The following is a 26,401-nucleotide window of genomic DNA, read 5'->3' on the forward strand; positions in this document are numbered from 1 at the left end:
CTCCCAGCCTCATTGCCGGTAGCGGCGCCGTCCGACGTACCCATCGATCGCCCACGGGTCGCGTCGCGCATGATCGCGGCCCAGCCACCACCTTCGAGAGGTAACCATGAGTCGCGACTCTGTACTCGTCTCCGCCGATTGGGCCGAGAAGAACCTGGGCGCCGCCGGCGTCGTCTTCGTCGAGGTCGACGAGGACACCGCGGCGTACGACACGGCCCACATTCCCGGCGCCGTCAAGCTGGACTGGCGCCTGGACCTCCAGGACCAGGTCCGGCGGGACTTCGTGAACCGGGAGCAGTTCCAGGCCCTGCTGTCCTCACGCGGCATCGGCAACGACGACCTCGTCGTCCTCTACGGCGGCAACAACAACTGGTTCGCCGCGTACGCCTACTGGTACTTCAAGCTCTACGGCCACGGCGACGTGCGGCTGCTGGACGGCGGCCGCAAGAAGTGGGAGCTGGACAACCGGCCGCTGACCGGGGACGCCACGACCCGCCCGGCGACCAACTACGTCGCGCAGGACCAGGACCTGTCGCTGCGGGCGTTCCGCGACGACGTGGTCGCCGCGATCGGCACCCAGAACCTGGTCGACGTGCGCTCCCCCGACGAGTACGCCGGCCGGCTGCTCGCCCCCGCCCACCTTCCGCAGGAGCAGGCGCAGCGGGCCGGGCACGTGCCCACCGCTATCAGCGTGCCGTGGAGCAAGGCGGCCAACGAGGACGGGACGTTCAAGTCCGACGACGAGCTCCGGGGAATCTACGGAGCGGCCGGCCTGGACGACAGCAAGGACACCATCGCGTACTGCCGGATCGGTGAGCGTTCGTCGCACACCTGGTTCGTGCTGCGCGAACTGCTCGGGCACAGCAATGTCAAGAACTACGACGGTTCGTGGACCGAGTACGGCTCGCTGGTCGGCGTGCCGGTCGCGCTCGGCGACGAGCCGGGTCAGGGGTGAACAACATGACCGACATCTCAGGCTGCGGCGCGCCGGAGCAGTCCGCTCCGCTTCCGGCGAGCGTCAACGTGGAGAAGGAGACCGTGATCAGCGGCGTGGTGAGCGCCGAAGGGCAGCCGGTCTCCGGCGCCTACGTCCGGCTGCTCGACTCCTCCGGTGAGTTCACCGCCGAGGTGGTGACCTCGGCGGCCGGCCAGTTCAGGTTCTTCGCCGCCCCGGGCAGCTGGACGCTGCGCGCCCTGTCCCGCGCGGGCAATGGCGACGCGACGGTCGATGCCGGCCGCGGCATCAACGAGGTGGCCCTTTCGGTCGCCGCTTGATCGGACGCACCGCCCTCCCGGGCGTAGCGGCGTCGCCCTCCCGGGCGTAGCGGCGTCGCCCTCCACGGGCGTAGCGGCGCCTCACTCATGGGCGTGAAGGTGCCGGTCGCGCGCGCAGCGTGCGGCCGGCACCTTCGTCGTTGGCCGGCCGGAAGACGGTTGGCCGGAAGAGGGACGATGGTCGGGTGACGCTCGACGACCAGCCGAGGTACGTGCCCTACCTGCCGCCTCCGCCGCCCCCTCCGCCGGACCCGCGCCGGCGCCGGGTGATGGTCGCGGTCTGCTCCGCCTGGGCGCTGGTGCTGCTGGTCGGCGGGGTCTGGTACGCGCGGCACGGGAAGCCGAGTGTGCGCGAGCAGACCACGATCGCGCAGGCGCAGTCGACCGTCGACCGGGCGATCGGGCTGGTGGTGGACGCGGCCGGAGCCGGGGTGGTGCCGGCGATCACCGGGTACGACAGGTTGGACAGCTGCGAGATCACGCCGGTCCGGTCCGGGGAGCGCTACGACCGGGAGGTCTGGCTGGCCACCGCCCCGGGTACCGAATCGGCCCTGCTCAACCGGATCGCGGCCGGGCTGCCCCGCGCGTACCGGCCCGGGGTCGCGCGCCCCGCCACCACCGGTACCCCGGCCCCCCGGCTGGCCGCCGACGCCGGCGACTACGTCGAGATCACGGGCTCGGTCGACCGGGCCGGGCTGGTCCAGGTGACCGCCGGCACCGGCTGCCGCCCGCTGGGCCAGCGGCCCGCCGCCGACCCGACCGCCACGCCCGGAGCGGCCGATCGTGCCCCGGTCGAGCCGGTGCTCCGCCAGCTCGGCGTGGCCGCGGCGCACTGGTCGATCCATCAACTGCCGTGCGGGCTGCGTACCGTCGAGGCGGTCGGGGCGCCGACGGCGACCCTCGACTCCCTGCCCACCCCGGCGAAGCCGCCCGTGGTCGACCGCGACGACGTCTACGCCGACCCGTCCGGCCTGCTGGTACGCGCCGACGGCGACCAGGTGACGGTGACGTTCACCGCCGGCGCCTGCCGGTCCTGACCGGGCACCACCGCCACGCGCGGCCGGCCGGTGAGTCGGGCCGGCCGTGGCTCGGGCCGGCCGTAAGTGGGGCCGGCCCGGAGCGGGCTGGCCGTGGGTGGGGCCGGTTGGTGGTCAGTAGACGAGCGCCTGCGTGCCCTCGGTCATGATCTCCTCGACGAAGGCCGCCGAGCCGGCGATGCGGATCGGCGGGATGACGTCCTCCGGCCCAATCGAGCGGCGGGCGGCGCACTGCGTGCACAGGGTGACCCGGCCACCGGCCAGCACGGCGTCCAGCAGGTCGGGCAGCGGCGCGGAGTGCGGGAGTTCGAGCTGGGCGGCGCGTCCGGGCAGTGCGAACCAGGCGGCCTCGCCGGTCAGCCACAGCGACACGTCGACACCGGCGGCCAGCGCGGTGGAGGCCACGGTGAACGCCTGCGAGCAGCGTTCCGGAGCGTCGCTGCCGGCTGTCACCTTGATGACCAGAGAACGGAGCATGTGGACCAGCATAGGATCGGGAGCCGTGGTTACCGAGATCGGTTTCGTCAGCCTGCTGGTCGCCGGGTTCGGCGCCCTCGCGGGCGGGCTGGTCTACCTTGCCGTACGGGTATCGAGAGGACGCTGGTGACTGACAGTCTGACCCCGCCGCCGTGGCTGAACGCCCCGCCGGTGCCGGAGTATCCGTACGAGGAGACGCACGACCTGCGTACCGGGCCCGACCTGCACCCCGCGCTGCTCGGCCTGCTGCCGTTCGTCGGGGTGTGGCGCGGCCGGGGCCGGGGTGGTTACCCGACGATCGAGGACTTCGACTACGCCCAGGAGGTCCGGTTCAGCCACGATGGCCGGCCGTTCCTGTTCTACGAGTCGCGGTCCTGGCTGATCCAGGACGACGGCACCCCGATCCGGCCGGCGGCCCGGGAGACGGGCTGGTGGCGCCCTGTCATGCAGGACGACCAGGCCGGCGATGAGCTGGAGGTCCTGCTCAGTAACCCGACCGGGATCATGGAGCTGTACGTCGGCCGGCAGGACCACCTCAAGGTCGAACTGGTGACCGACGCGGTGGTGCGTACGGTGGCGGCGAAGGAGGTCACCGCCGGCCAGCGGCTGTACGGCATCGTCGAGGGCGCCCTGCTGTACGCGCAGGAGATGGCCGCGGTCGGGCAGCCGATGAGCGCGCACCTGTCCGCCCGGCTGATCCGGGTCGGCGGCTGAGGCGCCTGCGCTAGGTCCGAGGACAGGGCTAGGCCCAAAGACAGGCGCTAGGTCCGAAGACGGGGGCTAGGCCCGGAAACGGGCGCCAGGTCCGAGGCCGGTACCGGCCAAGGAGCCGGCGCCTGTTTCCGGGCGGCGTCAGAAGCCGAGCAACCCCAGCATCCGGGCGGTGTCCGCGGCCGGGTCCAGCGGCTTGCCGTCGAGGGTCCGGATCTCCGCCAACCCGCGGATCGAGGAGGCCAGCCAGGCCCCGTCCACGGCGGTCAGCTCGGCCGGACGGATCATCCGCTCGCCGGCCTCGTAGCCCAGGTCGGTGGCGTGGTCCAGCAGCCACCGCGCGGTGATGCCGGGCAGGATCCCGGTCGAGGCGGCCGGGACCGTCCACAGCGTGTCGCCGGCCAGCCAGACCAGCGTCGAGGTCGGCGCCTCCAGCACGTACCCGTCGCTGGAGACCCACAGCATGTCGTCCACGCCCCGGCCGCCGGCCCACCGCTGGGAGGCCATGTTCACCGCGTACGACAGCGTCTTCGCGCCGGCGAGCAGCCAGGGCGCGGCCGACCGGGCGTCCGCCGCGACGCCCAGCGACGCGGTCGCCACCGAGATGCCCTCCCGGCGCCCTCGGAGCTGCCCGGCGCCGATCGGGGCCAGCGTGGCGAACGCGGTGACCGGCCCGCCGTCCTCGCTGCCCCGGGTGCAGACCAGGCGCAGCGCGCCCTCGACGTCGGTCGGCCACTCGGCCAGCGCCTGGTGGGCCAGTTCGAGGAGCGCCTCGCGGGCCGGCAGGTCGAGCTCGACCAGCCGGGCCGAGCGACTCATTCGATCAAGGTGGTCCTCGATGAGCCAGGGCCGCGAGCCACGCACGTGCATGGTCTCGAAGATCCCGTCGCCACGCAGGACTCCGAGATCATCGGCGCGGAGGATGGGGCTCTGGGCTGGTACAACGCCGCGACCCAGCACGGCGACCACTCGCTGCGACACGTCAGGCAGACTACCCGGCCGGCGCCCGCCGGCCGCCGGTCGCCGCCGGCTCTGGTCGGCTGATCGGTCCGAGTACCCTCGAAAGGTGTCCAATTCGCCGCTGGCGGAGGTGCTGCGCTCCCGGGGTCTCCGGCTGACCGCTCAGCGCCAGCTCGTGCTGGAGGCCGTGTACGAGCTCGGTCACGCCACCCCGGACCAGGTGCACGCGCGGGTCGCGAAGACCGCCGCCGGGGTGAACATCACCACCGTGTACCGGGCCCTGGAGCTGCTCGAGGAGCTGGGTCTGGTGACCCACGCCCACCTGTCCCACGGCGCCCCGACATACCACGCGGTGGGTGAGGCGCAGCACGTCCACTTGGTGTGCCGGGGTTGTGGCGCGATCGTCGAGGTGTCCTCCGGCGTACTCGGCCCGCTGGCCGAGACGCTCACCCGCGACCAGGGCTTCCTGATCGATATCGGCCATGTCGCGCTGTTCGGGCTGTGTGCCGGGTGCGGAGGCACAGACGCCTGTGGAGGTACGGATGCCTGAGGTAATGATCGAGGCCGTCGAGCCGGGCTCGCCGGACACCGGCGCGGTGGCCCACTACGGCGACCCGGTGCGCGAGCAGCGAACCCTGGAAACCGCCGCCGGGCTGGTCGACCGCTCGCACCGGGGGATCATCGCCATCCCCGGCGAGGACCGGCTGGGCTGGCTGCACAGCCTGACCACCCAGCACCTCACCGACCTGCGGCCGGGCGAGGGCAGCGAGCTGCTGGTCCTGTCGCCGCACGGGCACGCGGAACACCACGCGGTGCTCACCGACGACGGCACGACCACCTGGCTGGACACCGAGCCCGGGGCCGGGCCGGCGCTGCTGGACTTCCTGAACCGGATGCGCTTCCTGATGCGCGTCGAGCCGGCCGACGTCACCGCCGACTGGGCGCTGTTGTCGCTGGTCGGTCCCGAGGCAAGGATCCCGGGCATCGAGCTGGACCCGCCGCGGGTGGCACCGGTACCGGGGGCGAAGTTCGCCTCGGCCGACGTGGCGCCCCGGCCGACCACCGTGTACTCGACCGCTCCGCTGCCCGGCGGCGGTTGGGCGCGCCGGATGTCCTACGGGTACGACCTGCTGGTGCCGCGTCCCCGGGTGGCGGCCGTCGCCGAGGAGTTGGGCGTGCCGTGGGCCGGGATCTGGGCGTTCGAGGCGCTGCGGGTGGCCGCCCGCCGGCCGCGGTACGGGCTGGAGACCGATCACCGGACGATCCCGGCCGAGGTGGGCTGGCTGGCCGACGCGGTGCACCTGGACAAGGGCTGCTACCGCGGCCAGGAGACGATCGCCCGGGTACACAACCTGGGGCGGCCGCCCCGTCGGCTGGTACTGCTGCACCTGGACGGCGTGAGCACCGACGAGCTGCCGGCCGCCGGCACGGCGGTGTCCACCGCCGACGGGCGGGAGGTGGGCTTCGTCGGCACCGCGGTGCGCCACCACGAGCTGGGGATGATCGCACTAGCCGTGATCAAGCGGAGCGTCGGCGACGGCGAGCCGCTGCGGGTCGGCGTCTCGGCCGCGGCGATCGACCCCGCCTGACGGCCCGCCGAGCGGGCGCGGCCGGGCCTGGATGGGGCGCGGGCCCACCCCGGACGAGCGGACCCGCGCCATGTTGGTCTATCAGATCAGCCGGTGTAACTGGAGAAGATCTTGCTGAACTCGTACGGCGACTGGCTGATGTTGGTGCACATGTAGAGCGCGCCGGTGCAGGCGTTGCGGTCCCGGGTGACCTCCCAGAAGGCCAGCTCGCCGAGGTGGTTGGTCTTGGCGAAGGAGACCAGGTTCCGCGCGGCGGTCTGGTTGTAGATGTGCCCGTCGTCGTTCTGGCCAAGCATCGGCGTCACCCCGACCATGCGCCACAGCTGGGCCGTGGTCTTGGTCGGGTACAGCGACTTGAGCTGGTTGAACGTGGACTGCGCGGCCTGCAGCGCGAAGGCGCCGTAGTCGCCGTTCTGGTAGTAGTCCATCGCCATCACGTTGACCACGTCGAGGTTGACCCCGGCGTTCTTGGCGGCGGTCACCACGTTCACGCCATTGCCGTCAAGGCCGGTCGGCAGCACCGGCAGGGTGAGCGAGATCTTCAGGTTCGGGTTGGCGGTCTGTAGCTGCTTCATCGCCTGTGAGCGCAGGTTGATCGAGTTCGGGTCGGCCACCGCCGCGCCCTCGATGTCGAAGTCGATGTACTTGAGGCTGTACGCGTTGATGACGGCCTGGTACTCGGCGGTCAGCGCGCTGACGCTGCCGCACGCCTGGGCCAGCTCGATGCCGCTCGCGCCGCCGAAGGAGATCTTGACATCGCCGCCGCGGGCCCGGATGGCGTTGATCTGGTCGAGCTGCCAGCCCGCGCGCGGGTCGTACGCGTTGAACCAGCTGGCGTGGCAGCCGGCCGAGGTGATGAACGCGAGGGTGAAGTTCTTCAGCGTGCTGGCGCTGGCGACGTCGGCCAGTACCGGCGTCGGCCACGAGCCCATGTCGATGTACGGCGCCGTGGCCAGCGTGGTGCCCGTACCACCACCACCGCCTCCACCGCCACCGGTGGGCGTCGGGCTGGGGGTCGGGGTGCGGGTCGGCGGCGGCGTGGGTGAGCTGCCGCCACCACCCGAGCCCGTGGTGCACGACGCGCCGTTGATCGTGCAGCCGGCGGGCGCCCCCGAGCCACCGTTGACGACGAAACCGAAGGTCACGCTGGCCCCGGGCGCGACGGTGCCGTTGTAGTCGCGGTTCTTCGCGGTCACGTGCTGGCCGCTGGTCGTGATGAGGGTGTCCCAGTAGGTACCCATGGTCAGCCCGGCCGGCAGGTCGAAGGCGACCGTCCAGGCGCTGATGCCGGCCGCCGTACCGTTGGTGATCGTGTATTTGCCCTGGTAGCCGGTGCCCCAGTCGGAGTCCTTGCTGAACGTCGCGATGACGCTGCCGGCCGCCTGGGCGGGCAACGCCAGGGCGAGCGTCGTGGCGACGAGCGCGGCGCCGGCCAGCGCGGCGACGGCGGTGAGAATGCGTGATCTGGCCAAGATCGGCCTCCCTACGGAACCTCTGTGACAGGGACGGATGTCGATGGAGAAACGGTAAGGAGTGTTATCTATTTCGTCAATACATACCGGGCTGAGCAGCAGGTCAGCGACCGTGGAAGGATCGCGGCCATGACAACACCGACGTTGATCACGGTCGCGCCGACCGGCGCCGAGTCGGCCAAGAGCGAGGTGCCGCCGCTACCGGTGAGCCTCGATGAACTGGTCACCACCGCCCGGGAGTGCGAGGCGCTGGGCGCCGCCGTCATCCACGTTCATATCCGCGACGACGACGCGCGGCCCACCCTCGACCTGGGCCGGCTGCGCGACACCGTCGCGGCCCTGCGCGAGCAGACCAACCTGATCGTCCAGCTCTCCACCGGGGGCGCGGTCACCGACCCTGAGCCCGATCGGCTGCGGGTGCTGGACGCCGAACCGGACATGGCCTCCTGCACCATGGGCACCGTCAACTTCGGCGACGACGTGTTCCTCAACCGCTGGGAGTTCATCGTCGAGCTGCACACCCGGATGCGCGAGCGCGGCATCGTGCCGGAGTACGAGATCTTCGACCTTGGCCAGCTGACCACGCTGCGCCGGCTGCTCGACCGGTACGGCCCGCCGGCCGGCGGGCACGTGCACGTCGACCTGGTGATGGGGGTACCGGGCGGGATGCCGGGTACCGCCGAGGCCCTCGTGGCCTGCCTGCGCGACCTGCCCGAGGGCGCCACGTTCTCCGCCACCGGGATCGGCCGGTCCACCATCCCGGTGCTGCTCGCCTCCCTGTCCACCGGCGGCCACCTGCGGGTCGGCATGGAGGACACGATCACGTACGCCAAGGGTCAGCCGGTCGAGTCGAACATGCAACTGGTCGCCCGCGCGGTCGGCCTCGCCCGGCTGGCCGGGCGAGCACCCATGACGGCCGAGCAGGCCCGCACCCTGCTGGAGGTGAAGCGCCATGGCTGAGCGGCTTTCCGCCATCCCGGCACAGGCCGGCAGCGGCGGCGTCGCCGCGCCCGACCCGGCGGCCGATGGGCGTGCCCCCGGCGGCTACGCGGGCGGCGAACTGCTCGCCGAGGTCACGCGGTCCGGCTTCGTGGAGAGTTACCACCGGGGTTCGGTCGTCGTGCTGTCCGCCACCGGCGAGGCGGTGGCCGCCGCCGGAGACGTGACGGGGCCGATCTACCCGCGCTCGTCCAACAAGCCGATGCAGGCCACCGGCATGCTCAAGGCCGGGCTGGCGCTGGCCGAGCCGGCCCAACTCGCCCTGGTCTCCGCCAGTCACCACGGCGAGCCGATGCACGTCGATCTGGCCCGGACGATGCTGCGCGGCGGCGGCCTGCCCGAGCAGGCGCTGGCCTGCCCGCCCGACCTGCCGCTGGCCGAGGCAGCCCGCCGGGACGTGATCCTGGGCGGCGGCGGCCCGTCCCGGATCTACATGAACTGCTCCGGCAAGCACACCGGCATGCTGCTCACCTGCCTGGCCGCAGGCTGGCCGATCGAGGGGTACCACCGGCCCGACCATCCGCTGCAGCGGCACCTGCGCTCGGTGGTGGAGGAGATGTCCGGCGAGCCCGCCGCGGCGGTGGGCGTCGACGGGTGCGGGGCACCGGTCCTGGCGATCTCGCTGTACGCGCTGGCGACGGCGTACCTCCGGCTGGTGCAGGGCCAGCCGGGCACCGCCGGGCGTACCGTGGCCGACGCCATGCGGGCGTACCCCGAGCTGGTCTCGGGGACCGGAGCCGACGACGCCCGGCTGATGCGCGGGGTGCCGGGCCTGCTCGCCAAGGGCGGCGCCGAGGGCGTGCTGGCCGTCGCGGTGCCCGGGGCCGGTGCGGTGGCCATCAAGATCGACGATGGTTCCCGGCGGGCCAGATTCCCCGTCGTGGCCAGCGCGCTGCGCCGCCTGGGCGTGGACGCCCCGATCCTCGACGAGCTGGCCGGAGACGCCGAAGGCGTGATCCAGCGCGGGCGGGGCGAGCCGGTCGGCGTGGTGCGCGCGATCTGGTGAGTTCCCGGTGCGCCCTCCTCGGCGAGGGCGCACCCGCGAGGCGCACGGGCGGCGAGGGTACGGCGGCGGCGAGGGTGCGGCGACGGTGCGGCGGCGTCTGCCGGTGGCGGGGGTCACGCTAGCAAGCGCTAGCACTTTGCTTGCTGCTGCAAGCGCGGCGACGTACCGTTGATGGCATGCAAACGCCCAAGGACCTGCCGCACGACATCGGCGACTTCATCCGGGACCTGCGCCGCAACGCGCGGATCTCGCTCCGCCAGCTCGCCGAGCAGGCCGGGGTCAGCAACCCGTACCTCAGCCAGATCGAGCGCGGCCTGCGCCGGCCGAGCGCCGAGGTGCTGCAGCAGCTAGCCGGTGCGCTACGGGTCTCGACGCCCCTGATGTACCTGCGTGCGGGCCTGCTCGACGGCAAGGAAGGCCACAACGTCCTCGAGGCGATCGCGGCCGACCCGGGGCTGACCGCGGCCCAGAAGCAGTCGCTCATCCAGATCTACGAGACGTTCCGCCGGGAAAACGCCCGTGAGGCCGAGGCCGCCGCGGCGCGCCCGCCGGCCACCGACCCGGACGCCAACCCCGAGGCGGACGCCGACCTCGAAGCGGACATTGCCGCCGAGGCAGGCATCAACCTCGAAGCAGACAATGACCTCGAACCGGACGTCGGGAGCGTCACGGCCGACCTCGCCGTGGACGTCGACCCGGCCGCCGACCGCCCCGCCGCGGTCCCGGAGCAGCAAACGAAGACAGCCACGAACGCGGCCGACCCGGCCGCCGGAACCAAGGAGATCTGATGGCTGAGAAGGAAGACGCCAAGATTCCCGCCCCGCTGTACGCGGCCGCCGCCGTCGGCGACCTCGCCTACCAGCGGCTGCGCAAGCTCCCCGCCGCCGTGACCGAACTGCGCGGCCGGGTGTCCAGCGGGGAGTTCGACAGCGACCGGCTGCGCGACGCGGCCGGGGGACGGGCCGTGCGCCTGCGCGACGCCGCCCAGCGCAACGTCGTCAGCCTGGTGACCAACGCCCAGGCCGCGCAGGAGCGTGCCCAGGAGATCTACACCGACCTGGTCGCCCGCGGCGAGCAGGTGGTCCGCGGTCGTCGGGTCGTCCACGCCACCGTCGGCATCCGGCCGGACGCCGAGGCGGACGGGGCCGCATCGGAGCAGGTCAGGCCCGAGAGCAAGGCGGCGCCGGAGGCCGGCGACGCGCCGGCCGAGGGGACCGACCCGGCCGGGAAGTAGGCCAGCACGGCGCGGCCCGGCGGTCCCGGGCCGCGTCGGCATAAGCTCTTGGCTATGGTCATTGCCGCCGCGCCGCTGTTCTACAGCACGGTGACCGCTGATGTCACCTACGCGCTCACCGTGGTGAGCTTGATCGTCGAGCTGTTCGCGTTCGTCAACTGCCTGACCCAGCGGACCGACGCGTTCCTGGTTGTCGGTCGCATCCCCAAGGGCGGATGGCTCGCGATGACCGGCGGTGCCGTGCTGGTGACGCTGCTGTTCGGCAGCGTCCGGAACTTCCTCGGTCTGATAGCGGTAACCGTCTCGCTGGTCTACGTGCTCGATCTGCGCCCCGCACTGCGCGACGCGGTCGACGGCCAGGGTTCCTGGTAGGGATGGTGTCGCTTCCGGCCCCGCCGACCGAGCTGTTCACCACCGCCGCGGGCGTCGAGCTGGAGTACCTGCTCACCGGCGCTGGCCGTCCCGTCACCGTGTTCGCGCACGGGCTGGGCTCCGGCATCGCCGACACCCGGCCGCTGGGCAGCGCGGTACCCGGGACGAGGATCTTCGTTCAGCTGCGCGGGCACGGCCGCTCCGGCGCGCCGCCCGGCCGGTGGAGCTACGCCGACCTGGCGGACGACCTCGGGGCCGTCGCCGACCTCCACGGCGCGAACCAGGCGCTGGGGGTCAGCCTCGGCGCCGGTGCGCTGTGCGGGCTGCTGGCGCGCCGGCCCGACCGGTTCGAGCGGGTGGTGTTCTTCCTGCCGGCGGTGCTGGACTCGCCGCGTACCGGCCCGGCCCGCCGGCGGATCGGCGCGCTGCTCGACGCCGTCGGCTCGGGCGACCGGGAGCGGGTCGCCGAGGTGGTGTCCGCCGAGGTACCGGTCGATCTGCGGGGCACGGCGGCGGCGTACTCGTTCGTCCGGCAGCGCTGCGAGCAGTTGCTGCGCGACGGCCTGGGCGCCGGTCTCGCCGGTCTGGCGGAGGGCTTCGCGGTGCCCGACGCGTCGGCGCTGGGCGCCGTGACGGCCTCCGCGCTGGTGATCGGCTGTGTCGGTGACGACCTTCACCCGGTCGGGGTGGCCGAGCGCCTGGCCTCGCTGCTGCCCCGGGCGCGGCTGCACATCTACGACCGGCCCGGGGTGCTCTGGACGGCCCGCGCCGACCTGCGGCAGCGGATCAGCGGCTTCCTGGCCGGCGCGGACGGGTAGGGTCGCCGGTTATGGGTGTCACCGAGCACGGCCGCACGCACCGCCTCGACCTCGCCGATCCCGGCCTGCGGGAGTGGGAGTGCACGGTGCTGTTCTCCGACGCGCAGGACGGGATAGTCCTGGACCGGTCGGCCTTCTACCCCGGGGGCGGCGGGCAGCCGCCGGACCACGGGGTGCTGCTCTGGCAAGGCGTACAGACCCGGATCGTCGGTACCCGCAAGGGCGACGACCTGTACCTGCTGCCCGCCGAGGGGGATCCTCTGCCGCCCGCCGGCACGACCGTCACCGGCGCCGTCGAGGACGCGCGGCGCAGCATGCTCATGCGCACGCACTCGGGTCTGCACGTGCTGTGCGGCGTGGTCTTCCGGGACTTCGGCGCGCTGGTCACCGGGGGCAACATGGAGCCCGGTGAGGCCCGGATGGACTTCAACCTGCCCGAGGTGCCGCCCGACTTCAAGGCCCGGCTCGAAGACCTGGTCAACGCCGAGGTGACCGCGGACCGCCGGGTGCTCGCCCGGGTGCTGCCCCGCGACGAGGCACTGGCCCTGCCGGACATCATCCGTACCCAGTCGAACCTGATTCCGGCCGACGAGCAGGAGATCCGGATCGTCGACATCACCGGGCTGGACGTGCAGGCCGACGGGGGTACGCACGTGGCGTCCACCGGCCAGATCGGCAAGGTGTCGGTGGTCAAGGTGGAGAGCAAGGGCCGGGCCAACCGGCGGGTACGGGTGCGCATAGCGGACTAGCGGACTGATCCCGCGCCCGGCCGGGCTCCACCGACCAACGGGCGGCGGCCCGCGCACGGCGGGCCGAAGTGGACCATGACCGTTAGGCTGCCGGCGTGGACAACCGAGTACGCGACGCCGGCCGGCCGGTGCGAGAGTTCATGACCGGCGTCGGGCTGCTCGTGCGGGGACTCGGTACCTACGCCCGCAACCCCGGCCTGGTCGTGCTGGGCATGCTGCCGGCCCTGATCGCCTTTGCCCTGCTGCTCGTCGCGCTGATCGCGCTCCTGGTGTTCCTCGGCCCGGAGTCGCGGGCGGTGACCTGGTTCGCGAACGGCTGGTCGGACGGGCTTCGCGATCTTCTCCGGGTGCTCGCCGCGATCACCATCGTCGGGGTGTTCGCGCTGCTGGCCTTCGTCGCGTTCACCGGGCTCACGCTGGCCGTCGGCGACCCGTTCTACGAGAAGATCTCCGAGCGGGTGGAGGACGCCCTGGGCGGCGTCCCCAACGCGGTCGAGGTGCCGTGGTGGCGGGGGATCTTCCGGGGCCTCGCCGAGTCGATCCGGCTGCTGGTCTTCTCCGCGGTGGTCGGGGTACTGCTGTTCGTCGGCGGGTTGCTGCCGGCGGTCGGGCAGACGGTGGTGCCCGTGATCGGCGCGCTCGTCGGCGGCTGGGTGCTGGCCCTGGAGCTGACCGGGGTGGCCGGCGCCCGCCGGGGGCTGCGGCTGCGGGAGCGCCGCGAGCTGCTGCGGCGGCACCGGTTCCTGGCGCTCGGCTTCGGCGTGTCGGTTTTTGTCTGCTTCCTGATCCCGTTCGGCGCGATCCTGGGGATGCCGGCGGCGGTGGTCGGCGCCACCCTGATGACCCGCCGCATGCATGGGCTGCCGATCCAGGCTCCATGATGCGGGGATGAGCCTCGAACTGGTCCAGGGGGACATCACCACGCTGGCGGTCGACGCCATAGTGAACGCCGCGAACTCGTCGCTGCTCGGCGGCGGCGGGGTGGACGGCGCCATCCACCGGCGCGGCGGTCCGGAGATCCTCGCCGAGTGCCGGGCGCTGCGGGCGTCCCGCTACGGCCGGGGGCTGCCCACCGGCCAGGCGGTCGCGACCACCGCCGGGCGGTTGCCGGCCCGTTGGGTGATCCACACCGTCGGGCCGGTCTACACGGGCCAGGACGAGCGCTCCAGCCTGCTGCGGGACTGCTACACCAACTCCCTCGCGGTCGCCCACGAGCTGGGAGCTCGCTCGATCGCCTTCCCGTTGATCTCCGCCGGCACGTACGGTTGGCCGGTCGAGGACGCGGTCCGCCAGGCGCTCGTGGCGATCGAGGAGGCCACCGTGGGCCCGGACGAGGTCCGGCTCGTCCTGTTCGGGGCCGACGTTCTGGCGGTTGCCCGTGAGGTGGTGAGCGAGCGCTAGCCTGGATCGGGGTAACGCGCGTTGGAGGAGCGTATGACGCAGGGCACACCGCAGTCGAACCTTGATCTCGAGCTGCTCGCCGCCCAGCTACGCCGGCATACAGATGATCTGTCGCTGTACTCCGGGATGCTGCTCAACATGCTGTCCGCGACCCTGCCTCCGGATCTGGTCCAGGTCCGGCGGGAGGGCAAGTGGAAGGCGCGGATGGCCGGCCGGGAGCCGGCCGTCTTGGGCATCTCCGTACACGTCGGCGATCGCCGCTACGAGCTGGACCGGACCGACGTGGGCGCCCGGGCCGTGACCAAGGTATGCCACGAGTCCGGAGGCGTGGTGATGTCGACCAAGTCCGTCACCGCCGAGGAGTGGTCGCGATCGCTGGCCGAGGCCTTGGCCGCGGTCGCCGGCACCAACGCCGCGGCGGTGGCGGCGCTGCAGAAACTGACCGCACCGTGACCGGGGTGGCCGAGACGGGCGTGGGCGCGCCGGGGGTGAACCGATGACCGTCGACCCGACCGGCAAGACCTGGTCGGCGGACGAGATCGCGGAGGGCAGCGCCGCCGAGATCGCCGCCGGTCGGCTGCCGCTGCGCGCCCAGTGGCGCATCAGCGAGCAGCGTGAGCGGCGGGACCGGGGCGAGTCCGGGAGCTTCACCTCAGACCTGACCGTCGAGGAGTTCGCCGCGATCCGGTCGGTCGGCTTCTCCCCGGTCGGCCAGGTGCTGGGCAGTGCGGTCTACAACGTCGGCTGGTCGTACACGGGCTGCGGGTACTACGGGCGCGGGCTGGCGATGGGCGGCGGCTGGGTGCGCGGCGGGTTCGCCGGCGGGGGGATGCCCGGCGGCGGCATCGCCGGCGGCGGCTTCGCGGGCGGTGGCGGCTGGGGGATCGCCCCGGTGGTACCGGTGCCGGCCACCCAGGAGCTACTCAACCAGGCCCGGCACCGGGCGGTCGAGCGGATGCGCCGGGAGTGCGCCGGGCTGGGCGGCGACGGTGTGGTCGGGGTCCGGCTGTCCGTACGCTCGTTCTACGACAACGGGCTGGAGTTCATGGCCATCGGTACGGCCGTGCGGGCCGACGGAGCCAAGCGGCCGCGCCGGCCGTTCACGTCCGACCTGAGCGGGCAGGACTTCGCCAAGCTGATCCGGGCGGGCTGGGTGCCGGTGGCCCTGGTGCAGGGGGTCGGCGCGATGGTCCGGCACGACGACTGGAGCGTGATGAGCCAGCGCCGGTCCTGGTACAACCAGGAGCTCGCCGGCAACACCGAGCTGGTACACGCCGCGCGCGACGCCGCCCGCAAGTCGCTGGCCGCCGACGCGCGGCACCGCAGCGGCCACACGGTCCTGCTCCGGGACATGATGCTGCAGGTGTCCGGGCAGCGCTGCTCCAGCGGCGGGGAGGGCGAGGACCACGTCGCCAACTGTTTTATCTGGGGTACCGCGGTGGTGCCCTTCGAAACGACCGCCTCACTCGAGGCGCCACTACCTATGTTGCGCCTGTAAGGCGATGAGGAGAGCTTCCATGATTTCCGACAAGAGTTCGGGAGTTGCCGCATGAGCGCCGATCCGACGGAGCTGGGTGTCCCGCAGGACGCCATGAACCGGCTCGCCGAACTCCGGCCGGACAAGCAGGGCCACATCTTCACCTCGGACCTCACGGTCAATGAGTTCCTGCTGGTCAAGCAAGCCGGCTTCACGCCGCTCGGGTTGGTGCTGGGCACCTCGGTCTATCACGTCGGTTTCCAGGTGGGCCGTTGGAGCAAGAACCAGGAGCTCGACGTGCTCTCCCAGGCGATGTACCACGCCCGGGAGCTGGCCATGACCCGGATGCAGGCGGAGGCGGACACGCTCGGCGCCGACGGGATCGTGGGCGTCCGGCTCGAGGTGGAGTTCAAGGAGTGGGGCTCGGACGCGGCCGAGTTCCTCGCGGTCGGCACGGCGGTCAAGGCCGACGACGGCAAGAGCTGGCGCAACGATCATGGGCAGCCGTTCACGTCCGACCTGTCCGGCCAGGACTTCTGGACCCTGCTGCAGGCCGGGTACGCGCCGCTGGGCATGACCATGGGCGTCTGCGTCTACCACGTCGCGCACCGTACGTTCGGCAACATCCTGTCCAACCTCGGCCAGAACACCGAGCTGCCGCAGTTCACCCAGGCGCTCTACGACGCCCGGGAGCTGGCCATGGCGCGGATGCAGAAGGAGGCGGAGGCGCTGTCCGCGGAGGGCATCGTGGGCGTACAGCTGGACCAGCGCAACCACTCGTGGGGCTCGCACACCACCGAGTTCTTCGCCATCGGCACGGCGGTCCGGCCGATCCGCCCGGACCACGAGATCGCCCGCCCCCAGCTGGTGCTGAGCCTCGACCGCTGAGCCTCGACCGCTGGCCCTCGACCGCGGGCCCTCGACCGCGGGGCCTCGATCGCCGGGCCGGGGGCGCGGATCGACGCCTCGGCCGCCCGGCCCGTGAACCTCGCCGGGCCGGCCCGGCGAGGCCCGGCTCAGCCGGTGCGCAGCGCCTCGAGCAGCCGCTCGTCGCCGGCGAGCTCCAGCAGGTCGAAGCCGACCCGGCCGTAGAGGGCCAGCATCAGGTCGCTGGCGGTCCCGCGGGCCACCGCCCGCTCGCGGTGCTCGTCGGTGTCCAGCAGCGTGTCGGTGTCCAGAAGGGCGACCCCGCCGTCGGCGCGCAGCCGGACCAGCCACTCCCGGTCCAGGTCCGTGGCGCCCAGCCCGACGACGCCCACCAGGTCGCTGGGGCCCCGCCGCCGGCCCGCCGGCAGCCAGGTGTCCAGCACCTCGTCCACGCCGTCCGCCGCGAGCTTCGGCTCGATCGGCTCGGCGTTGATCGTGGCGAACTGCGCGTCCCAGCGGTGCACGGTGGTCTCGTGCGCCGCCCGCCGGTGCCAGAACTCCACCGTCTTGGCCTGTGGCGCCCAGTTCCACGCGGGCATGTCGGGGTCGAGCGCGTCCAAAGTGGAGATGACCTGCTGGTACCGCTCGTCCCACCAGGAGAGCGGGTCGGCGCCCGACGGCGGCTGGAACTCCTCCGGTGAGGTGTCCTCCGGCCGGCTGGTCACGCCCCGCCCGACATGGCTCAGAACGAAGCCGTAGAACTCGCCGAGGTGCCCGATCAGGTGGGCAACCGTCCAGCCGGGGCAGGACGGCACGGGTGCGTCCAGCGGAGCATCCGTCACGGCCTCCCGGAACGCCGGCCCCTCGGTGCGCAGCGCCGCCAGCCAGAAGTCTTTGTTAGCCAAATTCCTGGTCATCCCGTCCATGCCTGGTCATCGGCACGGCCGGAGATCATCGCCGCGCCTGGGTCGCCACTGCCGCCGACGGTCCGACCGAGATGGCGGTCCGCCGAAGCCGCACCTACTGTAGAGCCTAGGGTTGTCCTGTGCATGTTGGCAGCCGTGACTTGGCATCCCTGACCACGCTGCGCCTGGGCGGCCCGGCCGGCCGGTTGGTCACCGTCACCGATCCGTCGGAGATCGCCGAGGCGATCCCAGACGATGATCCGGTACTGGTTCTGGCCGGCGGTTCCAACGTGGTGATCGGGGACGAGGGCTTTCCCGGCACCGTGGTGCTGCTGCGTACCCGGGGCTTCGAGGCGGTGGCCGACCCCAACTCGGACGGCGTGCGGCTCACTCTCGCGGCGGGCGAGCCGTGGGACGAGGTGGTCGCCCGTACGGTGGCCGAGGGGTGGGCCGGCATCGAGTGCCTCTCCGGCGTCCCGGGCTCGTCCGGCGCCACGCCGATCCAGAACGTCGGCGCGTACGGGCAGGAGGTCGCGGAGACGATCACGTCGGTGCGTGTGTACGACCGGCAGCTCGGCCAGACCACCACGTTCACGCCGGCGCAGTGCGGGTTCGGGTACCGGGCCAGCGTGTTCAAGCACGTCGACCGGTGGGTCGTGCTGTCCGTGACGCTGCGGCTGAGCCGTTCGGGGCATTCGACTCCGGTCCGGTACCCGGAGCTGGCGCGTGCGCTGGAAGTGCCGGTGGGCGGCCGGGCGCCGCTCGCGGAGGTGCGTTCGGCGGTGCTCCGGCTGCGGGCCGGCAAGGGCATGGTGCTGGACCCGGACGACCCCGACACCTACTCGGCCGGCTCGTTCTTCACCAACCCGGTGCTCGACGCCGCCGGGTACGCGGTGCTGCGCCGCCGGGCCGCCGACCTCGGCGAGCCGCCGGCGTGGCCGGGGGAGGACGGCACGGTGAAGACCAGCGCCGCCTGGTTGATCGGGAACGCCGGCTTCACCAAGGGGTACGGGCGGGACGGCGTGGCCATCTCCGGCAAGCACACGCTGGCCCTGACCAACCGCGGCGCGGGCACCACCGACGCGCTGCTGGACCTGGCCCGGGAGGTTCGCGACGGAGTGCAGAAGCGGTTCGAGGTCGAGTTGCGCCCGGAGCCGGTGCTGGTCAACTGTTCGCTGTAGGCGGGCCGGCGGCGCGGATGCGGATGTTCGCGTCGCTCGTGGCGGTCGGCTAGGCGGGCCAGTCGATGGTGACCTCGCCGAGGCGCCACCGCCGGGTACCGTCCCGCACCGGCCAGCCGGCCGCCCTCGTGGCCGCCACCGTCTGGATCCACCGCTGCCGGTGGCTGAACACGGACAGCGGCGCCGCGGCGTGCCACGCGTCGTCCAGCGCGGTCAGGTATTCGTATACCCAGTGGCCCGGCACGTTGCGATGGATCAGCGCCTTGGGCAGCCGCTGCGCGACCTCCGCGGGATTGTTCAGTGTGGACAGTCGCATGGAGAGCGTCAGCGACCGGGGGCCGGAGGAGTCCAGCAGGATCCACGACGACAGCCGGCCCAGCTCGTCGCAGGTGCCGTCGATGACGTACCCGCCCGGCGCGATCGCCCCCGACATCGTCGACCAGGCGCCCGGCACCTCCGGCTCCGGATACTGGCGCAGCACGTTCATCGCGCGTACCAGCGCGGGGCGCAGCCCGGCCAGCTCGAACCCGCCGAGCGCGAAGTTCAGCCCGGGCGGGTCGCGGTATCGCGATGCCTCCGCCACCCGTGCCCGGTCGATCTCCAGCCCCACCACCCGTGCGCGCGGGCGCACCCGCGCCAGCCGGTCGCGCAGCTCGACGGTGGTCACCGGCCAGGAGCCGTACCCGAGGTCCACCACGAGCGCGTCTTCCGGCAGCCGTGGGCCCAGCGTGGCGCAGATCCAACCGTCCACCCGGCGCAGCCGGTTCGGGTTGGTGGTGCCCCGGGTCACCGAGCCGACGGGGCGACCGGTCTGGGCCGTCGCGCGGTGCTCCGCACCCGCCGAAGCGGACCTCACTGAACCCGGTGCACCTTGTGCTGTGCGGCCTGGGCGAGCGGGCGAACCACCAGCCGGTCCACGTTCACGTGGTGCGGTCGCGTGGCGCACCAGGCGACGCAGTCCGCGATGTCCTCGGCCACGAGCGGGTTGGCTACGCCGGCGTAGACCGCGGCCGCGCGCTGCTCGTCGCCGCCGAACCGGTTGAGCGCGAACTCGTCGGTGCGCACCATGCCCGGATCGATCTCGATAACCCGGATCGGCCGGCCGCACAGCTCCAGCCGGAGCGTCTCGGTCAACGCCGCCTGGGCGTGCTTCGCCGCCGTGTACCCGGCCCCGCCCTCGTACACGATCTGCGCGGCGGTCGAGCCGAGCACCACGACCGTACCCGCGCCGGACGCCTCCAGCGCCGGCAGCAGGGACTGGGTGACCCGCAGCGTACCGGCGACGTTGACCTCGTACATCCAGCGCCAGTCCTCGACGCTGGCGGACTCGACCGGGTCCATGCCCAGCGCGCCACCGGCGTTGTTCACCAGCAGCGTCACCTCGCCGGGAAGCGTCGTCACCGCATCGGCGAGCGCGGCGACCTCGGCGTCCGACGTGACGTCGGCGCTCACCGCGGTCGCCTGCCCACCGCCGGCCCGGATCTCCTCGACCAGCGTGGCCAGCCGGTCGGCCCGCCGGGCCGCGGCCACCACGTGGAAGCCCTCGGTGGCCAGCCGGCGCGCCGTGGCGGCACCGATCCCGCTGGACGCTCCGGTGATCACCGCTATCGGGCGGACCGTGCCCGCCGTCGGGTGAGCTGACGTGGTCAATCGTCCTCCTAGGCGAGCCCGGCATTCTCCGCGATCCTGCCATCCTCGCCGTCCGCGCGCCGTGGCGTGGTGCGAGTTTGCTCACCCGAATGGCGTGGCGGGATCGGGAAGCGGGAAGATGCGAGTCGGTCTGGCGGTTGACAGCGTTGGGTATGGGCACAACCAGAGCCAGGCCCGACGACGGTTCCGACGACGCGGGGAGGGCACGTGGCCCGAGTGAGCACGCTGGCCGGAACGAGGCTGCCGCGTCGGGTCGCCACTCTGTCGGTGCACACCTCCCCACTCGAACAGGCCGGTAGCGGCGACGCGGGCGGGATGAACGTCTACATCGTCGAGGTCGCCAAGCGTCTCGCGCAGGCCGGCGTGGAGGTCGAGATCTTCACCAGGGCCACCCGCTCGGGGCTGCCGCCGACGGTGGAGATGGCGCCCGGTGTTCTGGTCCGGCATGTGATCGCCGGGCCGTTCGAGGGGCTGTCCAAGGAGGAGCTGCCGGCCCAGATGTGCGCCTTCACCAACGGGGTGCTGCGCGCCGAGGCCTCCCGCTCGCCCGGTTGGTACGACCTGGTCCACTCCCACTACTGGCTGTCCGGTCAGGTCGGCTGGCTGGCGAAGGATCGGTGGGGAGTGCCCCTGGTCCACACCGCGCACACCCTGGCGAAGGTCAAAAATCGTCAGCTGGCGGCCGGCGACCGGCCCGAGCCCAAGTCCCGCGTGATCGGCGAGGAGCAGGTGATCACGGAGGCGGACCGGTTGGTGGCCAACACGCCCATCGAGGCGCGCGAGCTGATCGACCTGTACGGCGCATCGCCGGCCCGGGTCAGTGTGGTCGAACCGGGCGTCGACCTCGACCGGTTCACACCGGCCGCGGTGGGGCGCGAGGAGGCGGCGCGGGTGGCCGCCCGGCGCCGGCTGGGCCTTCCGGCGCGCGGGTACGTGGTCGCGTTCGTGGGGCGGATCCAGCCGCTCAAGGCGCCCGACATCCTGCTGCGCGCCGCGGCCCTGCTGCCGCCGGACCTGCGTGACGAGGTGACCTTCGCCATAGTCGGCGGTACGAGCGGCAGCGGCCTGGACCTGGCCGGCCTGGCCGGCGAACTGGGCATCGCCGGCATGGTGCGGTTCCTGGCGCCTCAGGACAGGCAGTCGCTGCCGGAGGTGTACCGGGCCGCCGATGTGGTCGCGGTGCCCAGCTACAACGAGTCCTTCGGGCTGGTCGCGCTGGAGGCGCAGGCGTGCGGCACGCCGGTCGTGGCCGCGGCGGTGGGCGGGCTGCCCACGTCGGTGCGGGACGGTCGCTCCGGGCTGCTCGTCAACGGGCACGACCCGGCGGAGTGGGCGCGGGCGCTGGCCCGGCTGCTGCGGGACCCGCGGCGGCGGGCGGTGCTGGCCAGGGGCGCCATCGAGCACGCCCGCCAGTTCTCCTGGAACCGGACGGCGGCCGGCCTGCTGGCGGTGTACCGGGACGCGGTGAGCGGGAACCGCTCGCAGGGCTTCGAGTTGGCCACGGCGCAATGAGCGGCGACCTCGCGACGCTCATCGAGTCCACATTGAGCGAGCGGGAGCTGACCTGGGACAGCGCCGGACCCGGGCGGTACTCGGTGACCCTGCCCGGCACCCACAAGCTCAAGACGGTGTGCAATCTCACGATCGGCGACCACGCGCTGGCCATCGAGGCCTTCGTGATGCGCCAGCCGGACGAGCACCGCGAACAGTTGTGGGCCTGGCTGCTACAGCGCAACGCCCGGCTCTACGGTGTCGCGTTCGCCATCGACAAGGCCGGTGACGTCTACCTCACCGGCCGGGTGCCGCTGCACGCGGTCACCGAGGAAGAACTGGACCGGCTGCTCGGGTCGGTGCTGACCTACGCCGACGAGAGCTTCGACACCATGCTGGAGATCGGCTTCGGTGCCGCGATCCGGCGCGAATGGGAGTGGCGGGTCAAGCGCGGGGAGCCGCTGGACAATTTGCGGGCATTTGAGCACCTGGTCAACCGACCGTCGTAAATAGACCTACCCTTTCCCGGTGCTCCCACGACTCGCGTGGCGTCCGGTCGGTGTAGTCATGGTCGCGGTCGCCGGCCTGCTGGCGGCCACCGTCAATCAGTACGGTTACGAGCGCGACGAGCTGTATTTTCGCGTGCTCTCCTCCCATCCCGCCTGGGGCTACGTCGACGAGCCGCCGCTGACGCCGCTGCTGGTCCGGGCCGGCGTCGCGCTGTTCGGCGACAACCTGTGGGCACCGCGCGTCCCGGCCGCGCTGTGCGCGCTGGCCGTGATCCTGCTGACCGTGCTGCTGGTCCGCGAACTGGGCGGCACCGCGGTCGCGCAGACGCTCGCGGCCGTCGGGATGTCCTCCACCTTCGTGCTGGTCAGCGGCCACGCGCTGCTGACCGCGTCGCCGGACCTGGTGGCGTGGTTGCTGGTCATCCTGTTCGCGGTTCGCGCGCTGCAGCGCGCCCAGCCGCGCTGGTGGCTGGCGGCGGGGCTCGCGGTCGGACTGGGCCTGTACAACAAGCAGCTCATCGTGCTGCTGCTCATCGGGCTGGCGGCAGGGCTGCTGATCGCCGGGCCGCGCCGCGAGCTGGCCAGCCCGTGGCTGTGGGCCGGCGTCGGGATCGCGGTGGTGGTGGGCCTGCCCAACCTCATCTTCCAGATAGCCCACCACTGGCCCGAGCAGACGATGGCCCGCGCCATCGCCAGGGACAAGGGCTCGGACGACCGCACCTTCCTGCTGCCCTTCCAGTTCGTCCTGATCGGGGTGACGGTCGCCCCGATTTGGATCGCCGGGCTGATCCGGCTGCTGCGCGACCCGCGGTGGCGGGCGATCCGGGCGGTCACCTGGGCGTACCCGGTGGTGTTCGTGCTGGTTCTGATCACCGGGGGCCAGGGGTATTACACCTTCGGGCTGCTCGCCTATCTGTTCGCGGCCGGCTGTGTGGTGACCGTGGGGTGGGCCACTGGCCACCGGGGCAGGTGGGCGTGGACCTGGGCGGCGGCGGCCGTGAGCGTGCTGACGGGCGTGGTGATCGCGCTGCCGCTGATTCCGGCGCGCTCGCTGCCGGACGTCATCGGCCAGATCAACCAGGCAGATCGCGACTCGGTCGGCTGGCCGGAGTACGTGCGCCAGGTCGCCGCCGTGTACGGGTCGCTGCCGGCCGCCGACCGTGGCCGTACCACCCTGGTCGCCGGCAACTACGGCGAGCAGGGCGCACTGGACCGGTACGGCCCCCGGTACGGGTTGCCGACCGCGTACGGCGGGCTCAACGAGCTGTACCGGCTGGGTCCTCCACCGGCGTCGGCGACCGTGGCGGTGACGGTCGGCGAGGACCTCTCCCGGTGGTTCGACGACTGCGCCCAGGCGACCACATTGGACAGCGGGCTGCCGGTGAGCAACGAGGAGCAGGGCGTGCCAGTAACTGTCTGTCATGGACGGCGGGAGCCCTGGAACACGATCTGGCCTGCTCTACGCCACTACGGCTGATCCCTTACCAGGCAAGGGATCCGGCCGCTCGGTGACGGCTTGTGATTGAGGCTACAACGCAAACGGCTTGCCCGGCCGTTCTTCCAACCCGTACGTTTACGCCAGACGGGCTGCCGGCCGGACGTACGAGGGGGTCGTTACGCCGGGCCGACAAGCAGCCGTCTGGTGGCGCACGTTGGGGGACGTTGGTACGCCACCGGTACCAAGGAGGGTTCGCCGATGTCCCGAGGGATCGCGGCGAACCCTTTTGGTGTCCAAGCGGCAGGCGTGGCCGACGCGGCAAGGGGATCCGCGTCGCCCGCCCGCCGTAGGGGCTTACCTGGTCAGTGGGGTCGGGGGCTCGAGGGATCGATAGGCTGCGGGTGACCGGCGCGGACCGGCGGCAACTCGGTAGCGGTGCTCTCATTCAGGATCATGCTGAGGCCCGGTACGTGCGCGACGCCGATGACGTGTTGTTCATCGTGGGGTGCCTGGCCGGATACCGGCCCTGGCCAGTTGTCCTCGCTCATAGATCTGCGACCATACGGGATCATCCGCCGCCGCGCTCGTTCTCGCTCCGGCGTGTCAAGACCGGCCGTCCACCAGGGCGCGCCGCTTCGGGGTAGCGGCCGCCCGTTCCGCCGCGCGCCGCGCGACCTGGCGCTCCCGGGCCGGCGAGGCGACCAGGTGCCCGACGCAGGCGACCAGCCCCACTCCCGCGCACAGCAGCCAGTGCCAGGAGCCCAGGTACTGCCAGCTGATTCCACCCAGGGCCGGCGCGATGAAGCTGGCCAACGAGAAGGTCAGGTAGAACACCGCCTGGTACCGCGCCCGGACCGCGGGCGGCGCGAGGTCGGAGATGATGGTGGCGTTGGCGGGCGCCCCCAGCATGGCGCCGACCGTCCAGACCGCGGCGCAGGCCAGGTAGAAGGCGAGCGAGCCGGCGAACGTGAGGGCGCCGTAGCCGAGCGCCAGCAGGCCCAGCGACAGGGCGAGCACCCGGCCGTGGAGCAGCCCCCGGATCAGCCCGGGTACGAACAGTTGCCCGGCCACGATGAGCAGTCCGGCCAGCGACATGAGCAGCCCGTACCCGGCCGGCGGGATGTGGTCCGCGGTCATGGACAGCGGGAGGATCGAGGTGTTCTGGGCGGACAGCACCGCCTGAAGCAGGGTCAGGCCCACGAACACCATGAAGATGCGGTCGGTCAGCGCCAACCGCACCCCGGCCCGGGCCGGTCCCGGTCCCGGTCCCGGTCCCGGTCCGCCGCCCGCCGCGACGCGATCTTCCGGGCCCGAGCGGTGCGGCACGCTCTCCGGCACCCAGAGCAGGATCAGGATGGCGGTGATGAGGGTGCTCGTCGCATCGGCGGCGAACAGCAGCACGAAGCTGAGCCGGGCCACCGCGCCGGCGATCAGGCCGGCCGCGGCCTGACCCAGGTTGAATGCCCAGAACTGCAGGTTGAAGGCGCGCGGCCGATCGGCCTCCGGCGTGATGTCCACGATCGCCGCCACGAACGCCGGCTGGGGCATGCCCTGCGCGGCGCCCATCAGCACGACGCAGGCGGCGATCGCACCGAGGTTCTTGGCCAGCGCCAGCGCGAGCAGCACCGCGGAGCCGGTGAAGTAGGCCAGCAGGAGGGTCCGCCGCCGCCCCCAGCGGTCGGCCAGGACGCCGCCGAGCATCGTCCCGCCGGCGGCGCCGACGCCGTACCCGCCGACGATCGTGCCGGCCAGGCTCGGGGTGAGGTGCCGCGGCCCGGTGAGGTACAGGGTCAGGAACAGCACGGCGAACCCGCCGGCCCGGTTGACCAGGATCCCCGACCAGATGACCCAGTAGGTCCGGGAGAGCCCACCCGCGGTCGACCGGAGCCAGGCGCGCACCCAACCTCCCCAGTAAGTTTTATTTACAGATCATCTAAGCAGGCTGCCCAACCCGGTTCCATGTCGTGGTCGTCACGCCGGCCGGGCGAGGCGACCGCGGGTCGATCGGGCAGGATGAGCGCATGACTGTGGGCACCCTCGTGCTGCTCCGCCATGGCGAGAGCGAATGGAATGCGAAGAACCTGTTCACCGGTTGGGTCGACGTGGACCTGTCGGCGCAGGGCGAGGAGGAGGCGCGCCGCGGCGGTGAGCTGCTGCGCGAGACTGGTCTGCTGCCGGACGTCGTGCACACCTCGGTGCTGCGCCGGGCGATCCGGACGGCGGAGATCACACTGCACGCCACCGACCGGCACTGGATTCCGGTGCGGCGCAGCTGGCGGCTCAACGAGCGGCACTACGGCGCGCTGCAGGGCAAGAACAAGAAGCAGACGCTGGAGGAGTACGGCGAGGAGCAGTTCATGCTCTGGCGCCGGTCGTACGACGTCCCGCCGCCGCCGATCGACGAGAACGACGAGTTCTCCCAGTTCGGCGACGCACGCTACGCCACGCTGCCGGTCGACATCCGGCCGCGTACCGAGTGCCTGAAGGACGTGCTGATCCGGGCACTGCCCTACTGGTACGACTCGATCGTCCCGGATCTGCTGGCCGGCCGCACCGTGCTGATCGCGGCCCACGGCAACTCGCTGCGGGCGCTGGTCAAGCACCTCGACCAGATCTCCGACGAGGCGATCGCCAAGCTGAACATCCCGACCGGCATCCCGCTGCGCTACGACCTCGACCCGCAGACCCTGCGTCCGCTGGTCGCGGGTGGACGCTACCTCGACCCCGAGGCGGCGGCCGAAGCCGCCGCCGCCGTGGCGAACCAGGGCCGGTAGCCGGCGCAC

General features: G+C 72.3%; 31 protein-coding genes. 24 read left to right on the plus strand and 7 right to left on the minus strand.

Annotation, left to right across the window (positions count from 1 at the left end):
• Positions 1-106 precede the first annotated feature (106 nt).
• The 3 genes from ABEA87_RS01620 to ABEA87_RS01630 all read left to right on the plus strand — a co-directional run bounded on the left by ABEA87_RS01620 (position 107) and on the right by ABEA87_RS01630 (position 2,312).
• Complete coding sequence (locus ABEA87_RS01620; protein WP_345625314.1) at positions 107-955, plus strand: sulfurtransferase; 849 nt, start codon at positions 107-109, stop codon at positions 953-955.
• A gap of 5 nt (positions 956-960) precedes the next feature.
• Positions 961-1,275: a DUF1416 domain-containing protein gene (locus tag ABEA87_RS01625; RefSeq protein WP_345625318.1), complete on the plus strand. Its 315-nt coding sequence runs from the start codon at positions 961-963 to the stop codon at positions 1,273-1,275.
• A 185-nt stretch (positions 1,276-1,460) separates the two neighbouring features.
• On the plus strand, positions 1,461-2,312 hold the full coding sequence (locus tag ABEA87_RS01630; RefSeq protein WP_345625320.1) for a hypothetical protein: 852 nt from the start codon (positions 1,461-1,463) through the stop codon (positions 2,310-2,312).
• Positions 2,313-2,426: 114 nt separating this feature from the next.
• Here the strand turns inward: ABEA87_RS01630 and ABEA87_RS01635 are convergent, their stop codons facing one another.
• Entirely contained in the window at positions 2,427-2,801 is a 375-nt protein-coding gene (locus ABEA87_RS01635) for a DsrE family protein (protein WP_345625321.1), read from the minus strand.
• A 13-nt stretch (positions 2,802-2,814) separates the two neighbouring features.
• Between ABEA87_RS01635 and mtfM the strand changes: the two genes are divergently transcribed.
• Together mtfM and ABEA87_RS01645 are read left to right on the plus strand one after the other, a co-directional pair.
• Entirely contained in the window at positions 2,815-2,919 is a 105-nt protein-coding gene (gene mtfM, locus ABEA87_RS01640; protein WP_345625323.1) for a small membrane protein MtfM, read from the plus strand.
• Entirely contained in the window at positions 2,916-3,503 is a 588-nt protein-coding gene (locus tag ABEA87_RS01645; RefSeq protein ID WP_345625324.1) for a heme-binding beta-barrel domain-containing protein, read from the plus strand. The genes mtfM and ABEA87_RS01645 overlap by 4 nt, the downstream gene beginning before the upstream one ends.
• Before the next feature lie 138 nt (positions 3,504-3,641).
• Here ABEA87_RS01645 and ABEA87_RS01650 read toward each other — a convergent pair whose 3' ends face one another.
• Positions 3,642-4,481 (minus strand): aminotransferase class IV, encoded by an 840-nt coding sequence (locus tag ABEA87_RS01650; protein WP_345625326.1) that lies wholly within the window; start codon positions 4,479-4,481, stop codon positions 3,642-3,644.
• A gap of 85 nt (positions 4,482-4,566) precedes the next feature.
• On the opposite strand from ABEA87_RS01650, the gene ABEA87_RS01655 reads away from it, so the two are divergent.
• Complete coding sequence (locus tag ABEA87_RS01655; RefSeq protein WP_345625328.1) at positions 4,567-5,010, plus strand: Fur family transcriptional regulator; 444 nt, start codon at positions 4,567-4,569, stop codon at positions 5,008-5,010.
• Complete coding sequence (gene ygfZ / locus ABEA87_RS01660; RefSeq protein WP_345625330.1) at positions 5,003-6,049, plus strand: CAF17-like 4Fe-4S cluster assembly/insertion protein YgfZ; 1,047 nt, start codon at positions 5,003-5,005, stop codon at positions 6,047-6,049. Before ABEA87_RS01655 ends, ygfZ begins: the two co-directional genes overlap by 8 nt.
• An 86-nt stretch (positions 6,050-6,135) precedes the next feature.
• Here ygfZ and ABEA87_RS01665 read toward each other — a convergent pair whose 3' ends face one another.
• The gene (locus ABEA87_RS01665; protein WP_345625332.1) at positions 6,136-7,521 is read right to left on the minus strand and encodes a glycoside hydrolase family 18 protein; all 1,386 of its coding nucleotides are present in this window, start codon (positions 7,519-7,521) and stop codon (positions 6,136-6,138) included.
• Positions 7,522-7,650: 129 nt separating this feature from the next.
• On the opposite strand from ABEA87_RS01665, the gene ABEA87_RS01670 reads away from it, so the two are divergent.
• From ABEA87_RS01670 to ABEA87_RS01725, 12 genes are all read left to right on the plus strand, one after another.
• On the plus strand, positions 7,651-8,481 hold the full coding sequence (locus tag ABEA87_RS01670; RefSeq protein ID WP_345625334.1) for a beta-keto acid cleavage family enzyme: 831 nt from the start codon (positions 7,651-7,653) through the stop codon (positions 8,479-8,481).
• Positions 8,474-9,526, plus strand: a complete 1,053-nt coding sequence (locus ABEA87_RS01675) for an asparaginase (protein ID WP_345625336.1) — start codon at positions 8,474-8,476, stop codon at positions 9,524-9,526. The genes ABEA87_RS01670 and ABEA87_RS01675 overlap by 8 nt, the downstream gene beginning before the upstream one ends.
• Positions 9,527-9,702: 176 nt before the next feature.
• A complete protein-coding gene (locus ABEA87_RS01680) occupies positions 9,703-10,314 on the plus strand; it encodes a helix-turn-helix domain-containing protein (RefSeq protein ID WP_345625338.1) in 612 nt (203 codons plus the stop codon).
• Positions 10,314-10,760 (plus strand): hypothetical protein, encoded by a 447-nt coding sequence (locus ABEA87_RS01685; protein WP_345625340.1) that lies wholly within the window; start codon positions 10,314-10,316, stop codon positions 10,758-10,760. Before ABEA87_RS01680 ends, ABEA87_RS01685 begins: the two co-directional genes overlap by 1 nt.
• Positions 10,761-10,814: 54 nt before the next feature.
• A complete protein-coding gene (locus tag ABEA87_RS01690) occupies positions 10,815-11,132 on the plus strand; it encodes a DUF2516 family protein (RefSeq protein ID WP_345625341.1) in 318 nt (105 codons plus the stop codon).
• A gap of 2 nt (positions 11,133-11,134) precedes the next feature.
• A complete protein-coding gene (locus ABEA87_RS01695; protein ID WP_425570697.1) occupies positions 11,135-11,950 on the plus strand; it encodes an alpha/beta fold hydrolase in 816 nt (271 codons plus the stop codon).
• An 11-nt stretch (positions 11,951-11,961) separates the two neighbouring features.
• Positions 11,962-12,699, plus strand: coding sequence for an alanyl-tRNA editing protein (locus ABEA87_RS01700; protein WP_345625343.1), 738 nt, complete (start codon positions 11,962-11,964; stop codon positions 12,697-12,699).
• Between the two features lie 140 nt (positions 12,700-12,839).
• Positions 12,840-13,580, plus strand: coding sequence for an EI24 domain-containing protein (locus ABEA87_RS01705; protein WP_345625751.1), 741 nt, complete (start codon positions 12,840-12,842; stop codon positions 13,578-13,580).
• A 7-nt stretch (positions 13,581-13,587) separates the two neighbouring features.
• Positions 13,588-14,100, plus strand: a complete 513-nt coding sequence (locus ABEA87_RS01710; RefSeq protein ID WP_345625345.1) for an O-acetyl-ADP-ribose deacetylase — start codon at positions 13,588-13,590, stop codon at positions 14,098-14,100.
• Between the two features lie 33 nt (positions 14,101-14,133).
• Complete coding sequence (locus tag ABEA87_RS01715; protein WP_345625347.1) at positions 14,134-14,553, plus strand: hypothetical protein; 420 nt, start codon at positions 14,134-14,136, stop codon at positions 14,551-14,553.
• A 43-nt stretch (positions 14,554-14,596) separates the two neighbouring features.
• Entirely contained in the window at positions 14,597-15,598 is a 1,002-nt protein-coding gene (locus ABEA87_RS01720; protein ID WP_345625349.1) for a heavy metal-binding domain-containing protein, read from the plus strand.
• A 51-nt stretch (positions 15,599-15,649) separates the two neighbouring features.
• The gene (locus ABEA87_RS01725; protein WP_345625350.1) at positions 15,650-16,465 is read left to right on the plus strand and encodes a heavy metal-binding domain-containing protein; all 816 of its coding nucleotides are present in this window, start codon (positions 15,650-15,652) and stop codon (positions 16,463-16,465) included.
• A 128-nt stretch (positions 16,466-16,593) separates the two neighbouring features.
• On the opposite strand, the gene ABEA87_RS01730 is transcribed toward ABEA87_RS01725, so the two are convergent.
• The gene (locus ABEA87_RS01730) at positions 16,594-17,361 is read right to left on the minus strand and encodes a maleylpyruvate isomerase N-terminal domain-containing protein (protein ID WP_345625352.1); all 768 of its coding nucleotides are present in this window, start codon (positions 17,359-17,361) and stop codon (positions 16,594-16,596) included.
• 128 nt (positions 17,362-17,489) lie between these two features.
• Here ABEA87_RS01730 and ABEA87_RS01735 point away from each other — a divergent pair, with 128 nt between their 5' ends.
• Positions 17,490-18,530 (plus strand): UDP-N-acetylmuramate dehydrogenase, encoded by a 1,041-nt coding sequence (locus tag ABEA87_RS01735; protein WP_425570699.1) that lies wholly within the window; start codon positions 17,490-17,492, stop codon positions 18,528-18,530.
• 49 nt (positions 18,531-18,579) lie between these two features.
• Here ABEA87_RS01735 and ABEA87_RS01740 read toward each other — a convergent pair whose 3' ends face one another.
• The gene (locus ABEA87_RS01740) at positions 18,580-19,386 is read right to left on the minus strand and encodes a class I SAM-dependent methyltransferase (RefSeq protein ID WP_345625354.1); all 807 of its coding nucleotides are present in this window, start codon (positions 19,384-19,386) and stop codon (positions 18,580-18,582) included.
• Positions 19,383-20,138, minus strand: a complete 756-nt coding sequence (locus tag ABEA87_RS01745) for an SDR family NAD(P)-dependent oxidoreductase (protein ID WP_425570727.1) — start codon at positions 20,136-20,138, stop codon at positions 19,383-19,385. Before ABEA87_RS01745 ends, ABEA87_RS01740 begins: the two co-directional genes overlap by 4 nt.
• A gap of 249 nt (positions 20,139-20,387) precedes the next feature.
• On the opposite strand from ABEA87_RS01745, the gene mshA reads away from it, so the two are divergent.
• The 3 genes from mshA to ABEA87_RS01760 are packed head-to-tail and all read left to right on the plus strand — an operon-like array spanning position 20,388 to position 23,657.
• A complete protein-coding gene (gene mshA, locus ABEA87_RS01750) occupies positions 20,388-21,692 on the plus strand; it encodes a D-inositol-3-phosphate glycosyltransferase (protein WP_345625357.1) in 1,305 nt (434 codons plus the stop codon).
• Positions 21,689-22,180, plus strand: a complete 492-nt coding sequence (locus ABEA87_RS01755; protein WP_345625359.1) for a type III secretion system chaperone family protein — start codon at positions 21,689-21,691, stop codon at positions 22,178-22,180. The genes mshA and ABEA87_RS01755 overlap by 4 nt, the downstream gene beginning before the upstream one ends.
• Before the next feature lie 19 nt (positions 22,181-22,199).
• Positions 22,200-23,657 carry a glycosyltransferase family 39 protein gene (locus ABEA87_RS01760; protein ID WP_345625360.1) on the plus strand — a complete coding sequence of 486 codons (1,458 nt, stop codon included), beginning with the start codon at positions 22,200-22,202 and terminating at the stop codon, positions 23,655-23,657.
• Between the two features lie 564 nt (positions 23,658-24,221).
• Here the strand turns inward: ABEA87_RS01760 and ABEA87_RS01765 are convergent.
• Positions 24,222-25,517, minus strand: coding sequence for an MFS transporter (locus tag ABEA87_RS01765; protein WP_345625362.1), 1,296 nt, complete (start codon positions 25,515-25,517; stop codon positions 24,222-24,224).
• A 122-nt stretch (positions 25,518-25,639) separates the two neighbouring features.
• Between ABEA87_RS01765 and ABEA87_RS01770 the strand changes: the two genes are divergently transcribed.
• Positions 25,640-26,392 (plus strand): phosphoglyceromutase, encoded by a 753-nt coding sequence (locus ABEA87_RS01770; RefSeq protein WP_345625364.1) that lies wholly within the window; start codon positions 25,640-25,642, stop codon positions 26,390-26,392.
• Positions 26,393-26,401: the final 9 nt, after the last annotated feature.

This window comes from Rugosimonospora acidiphila (assembly GCF_039543385.1).
Classification (GTDB): Bacteria; Actinomycetota; Actinomycetes; order Mycobacteriales; family Micromonosporaceae; genus Rugosimonospora; species Rugosimonospora acidiphila.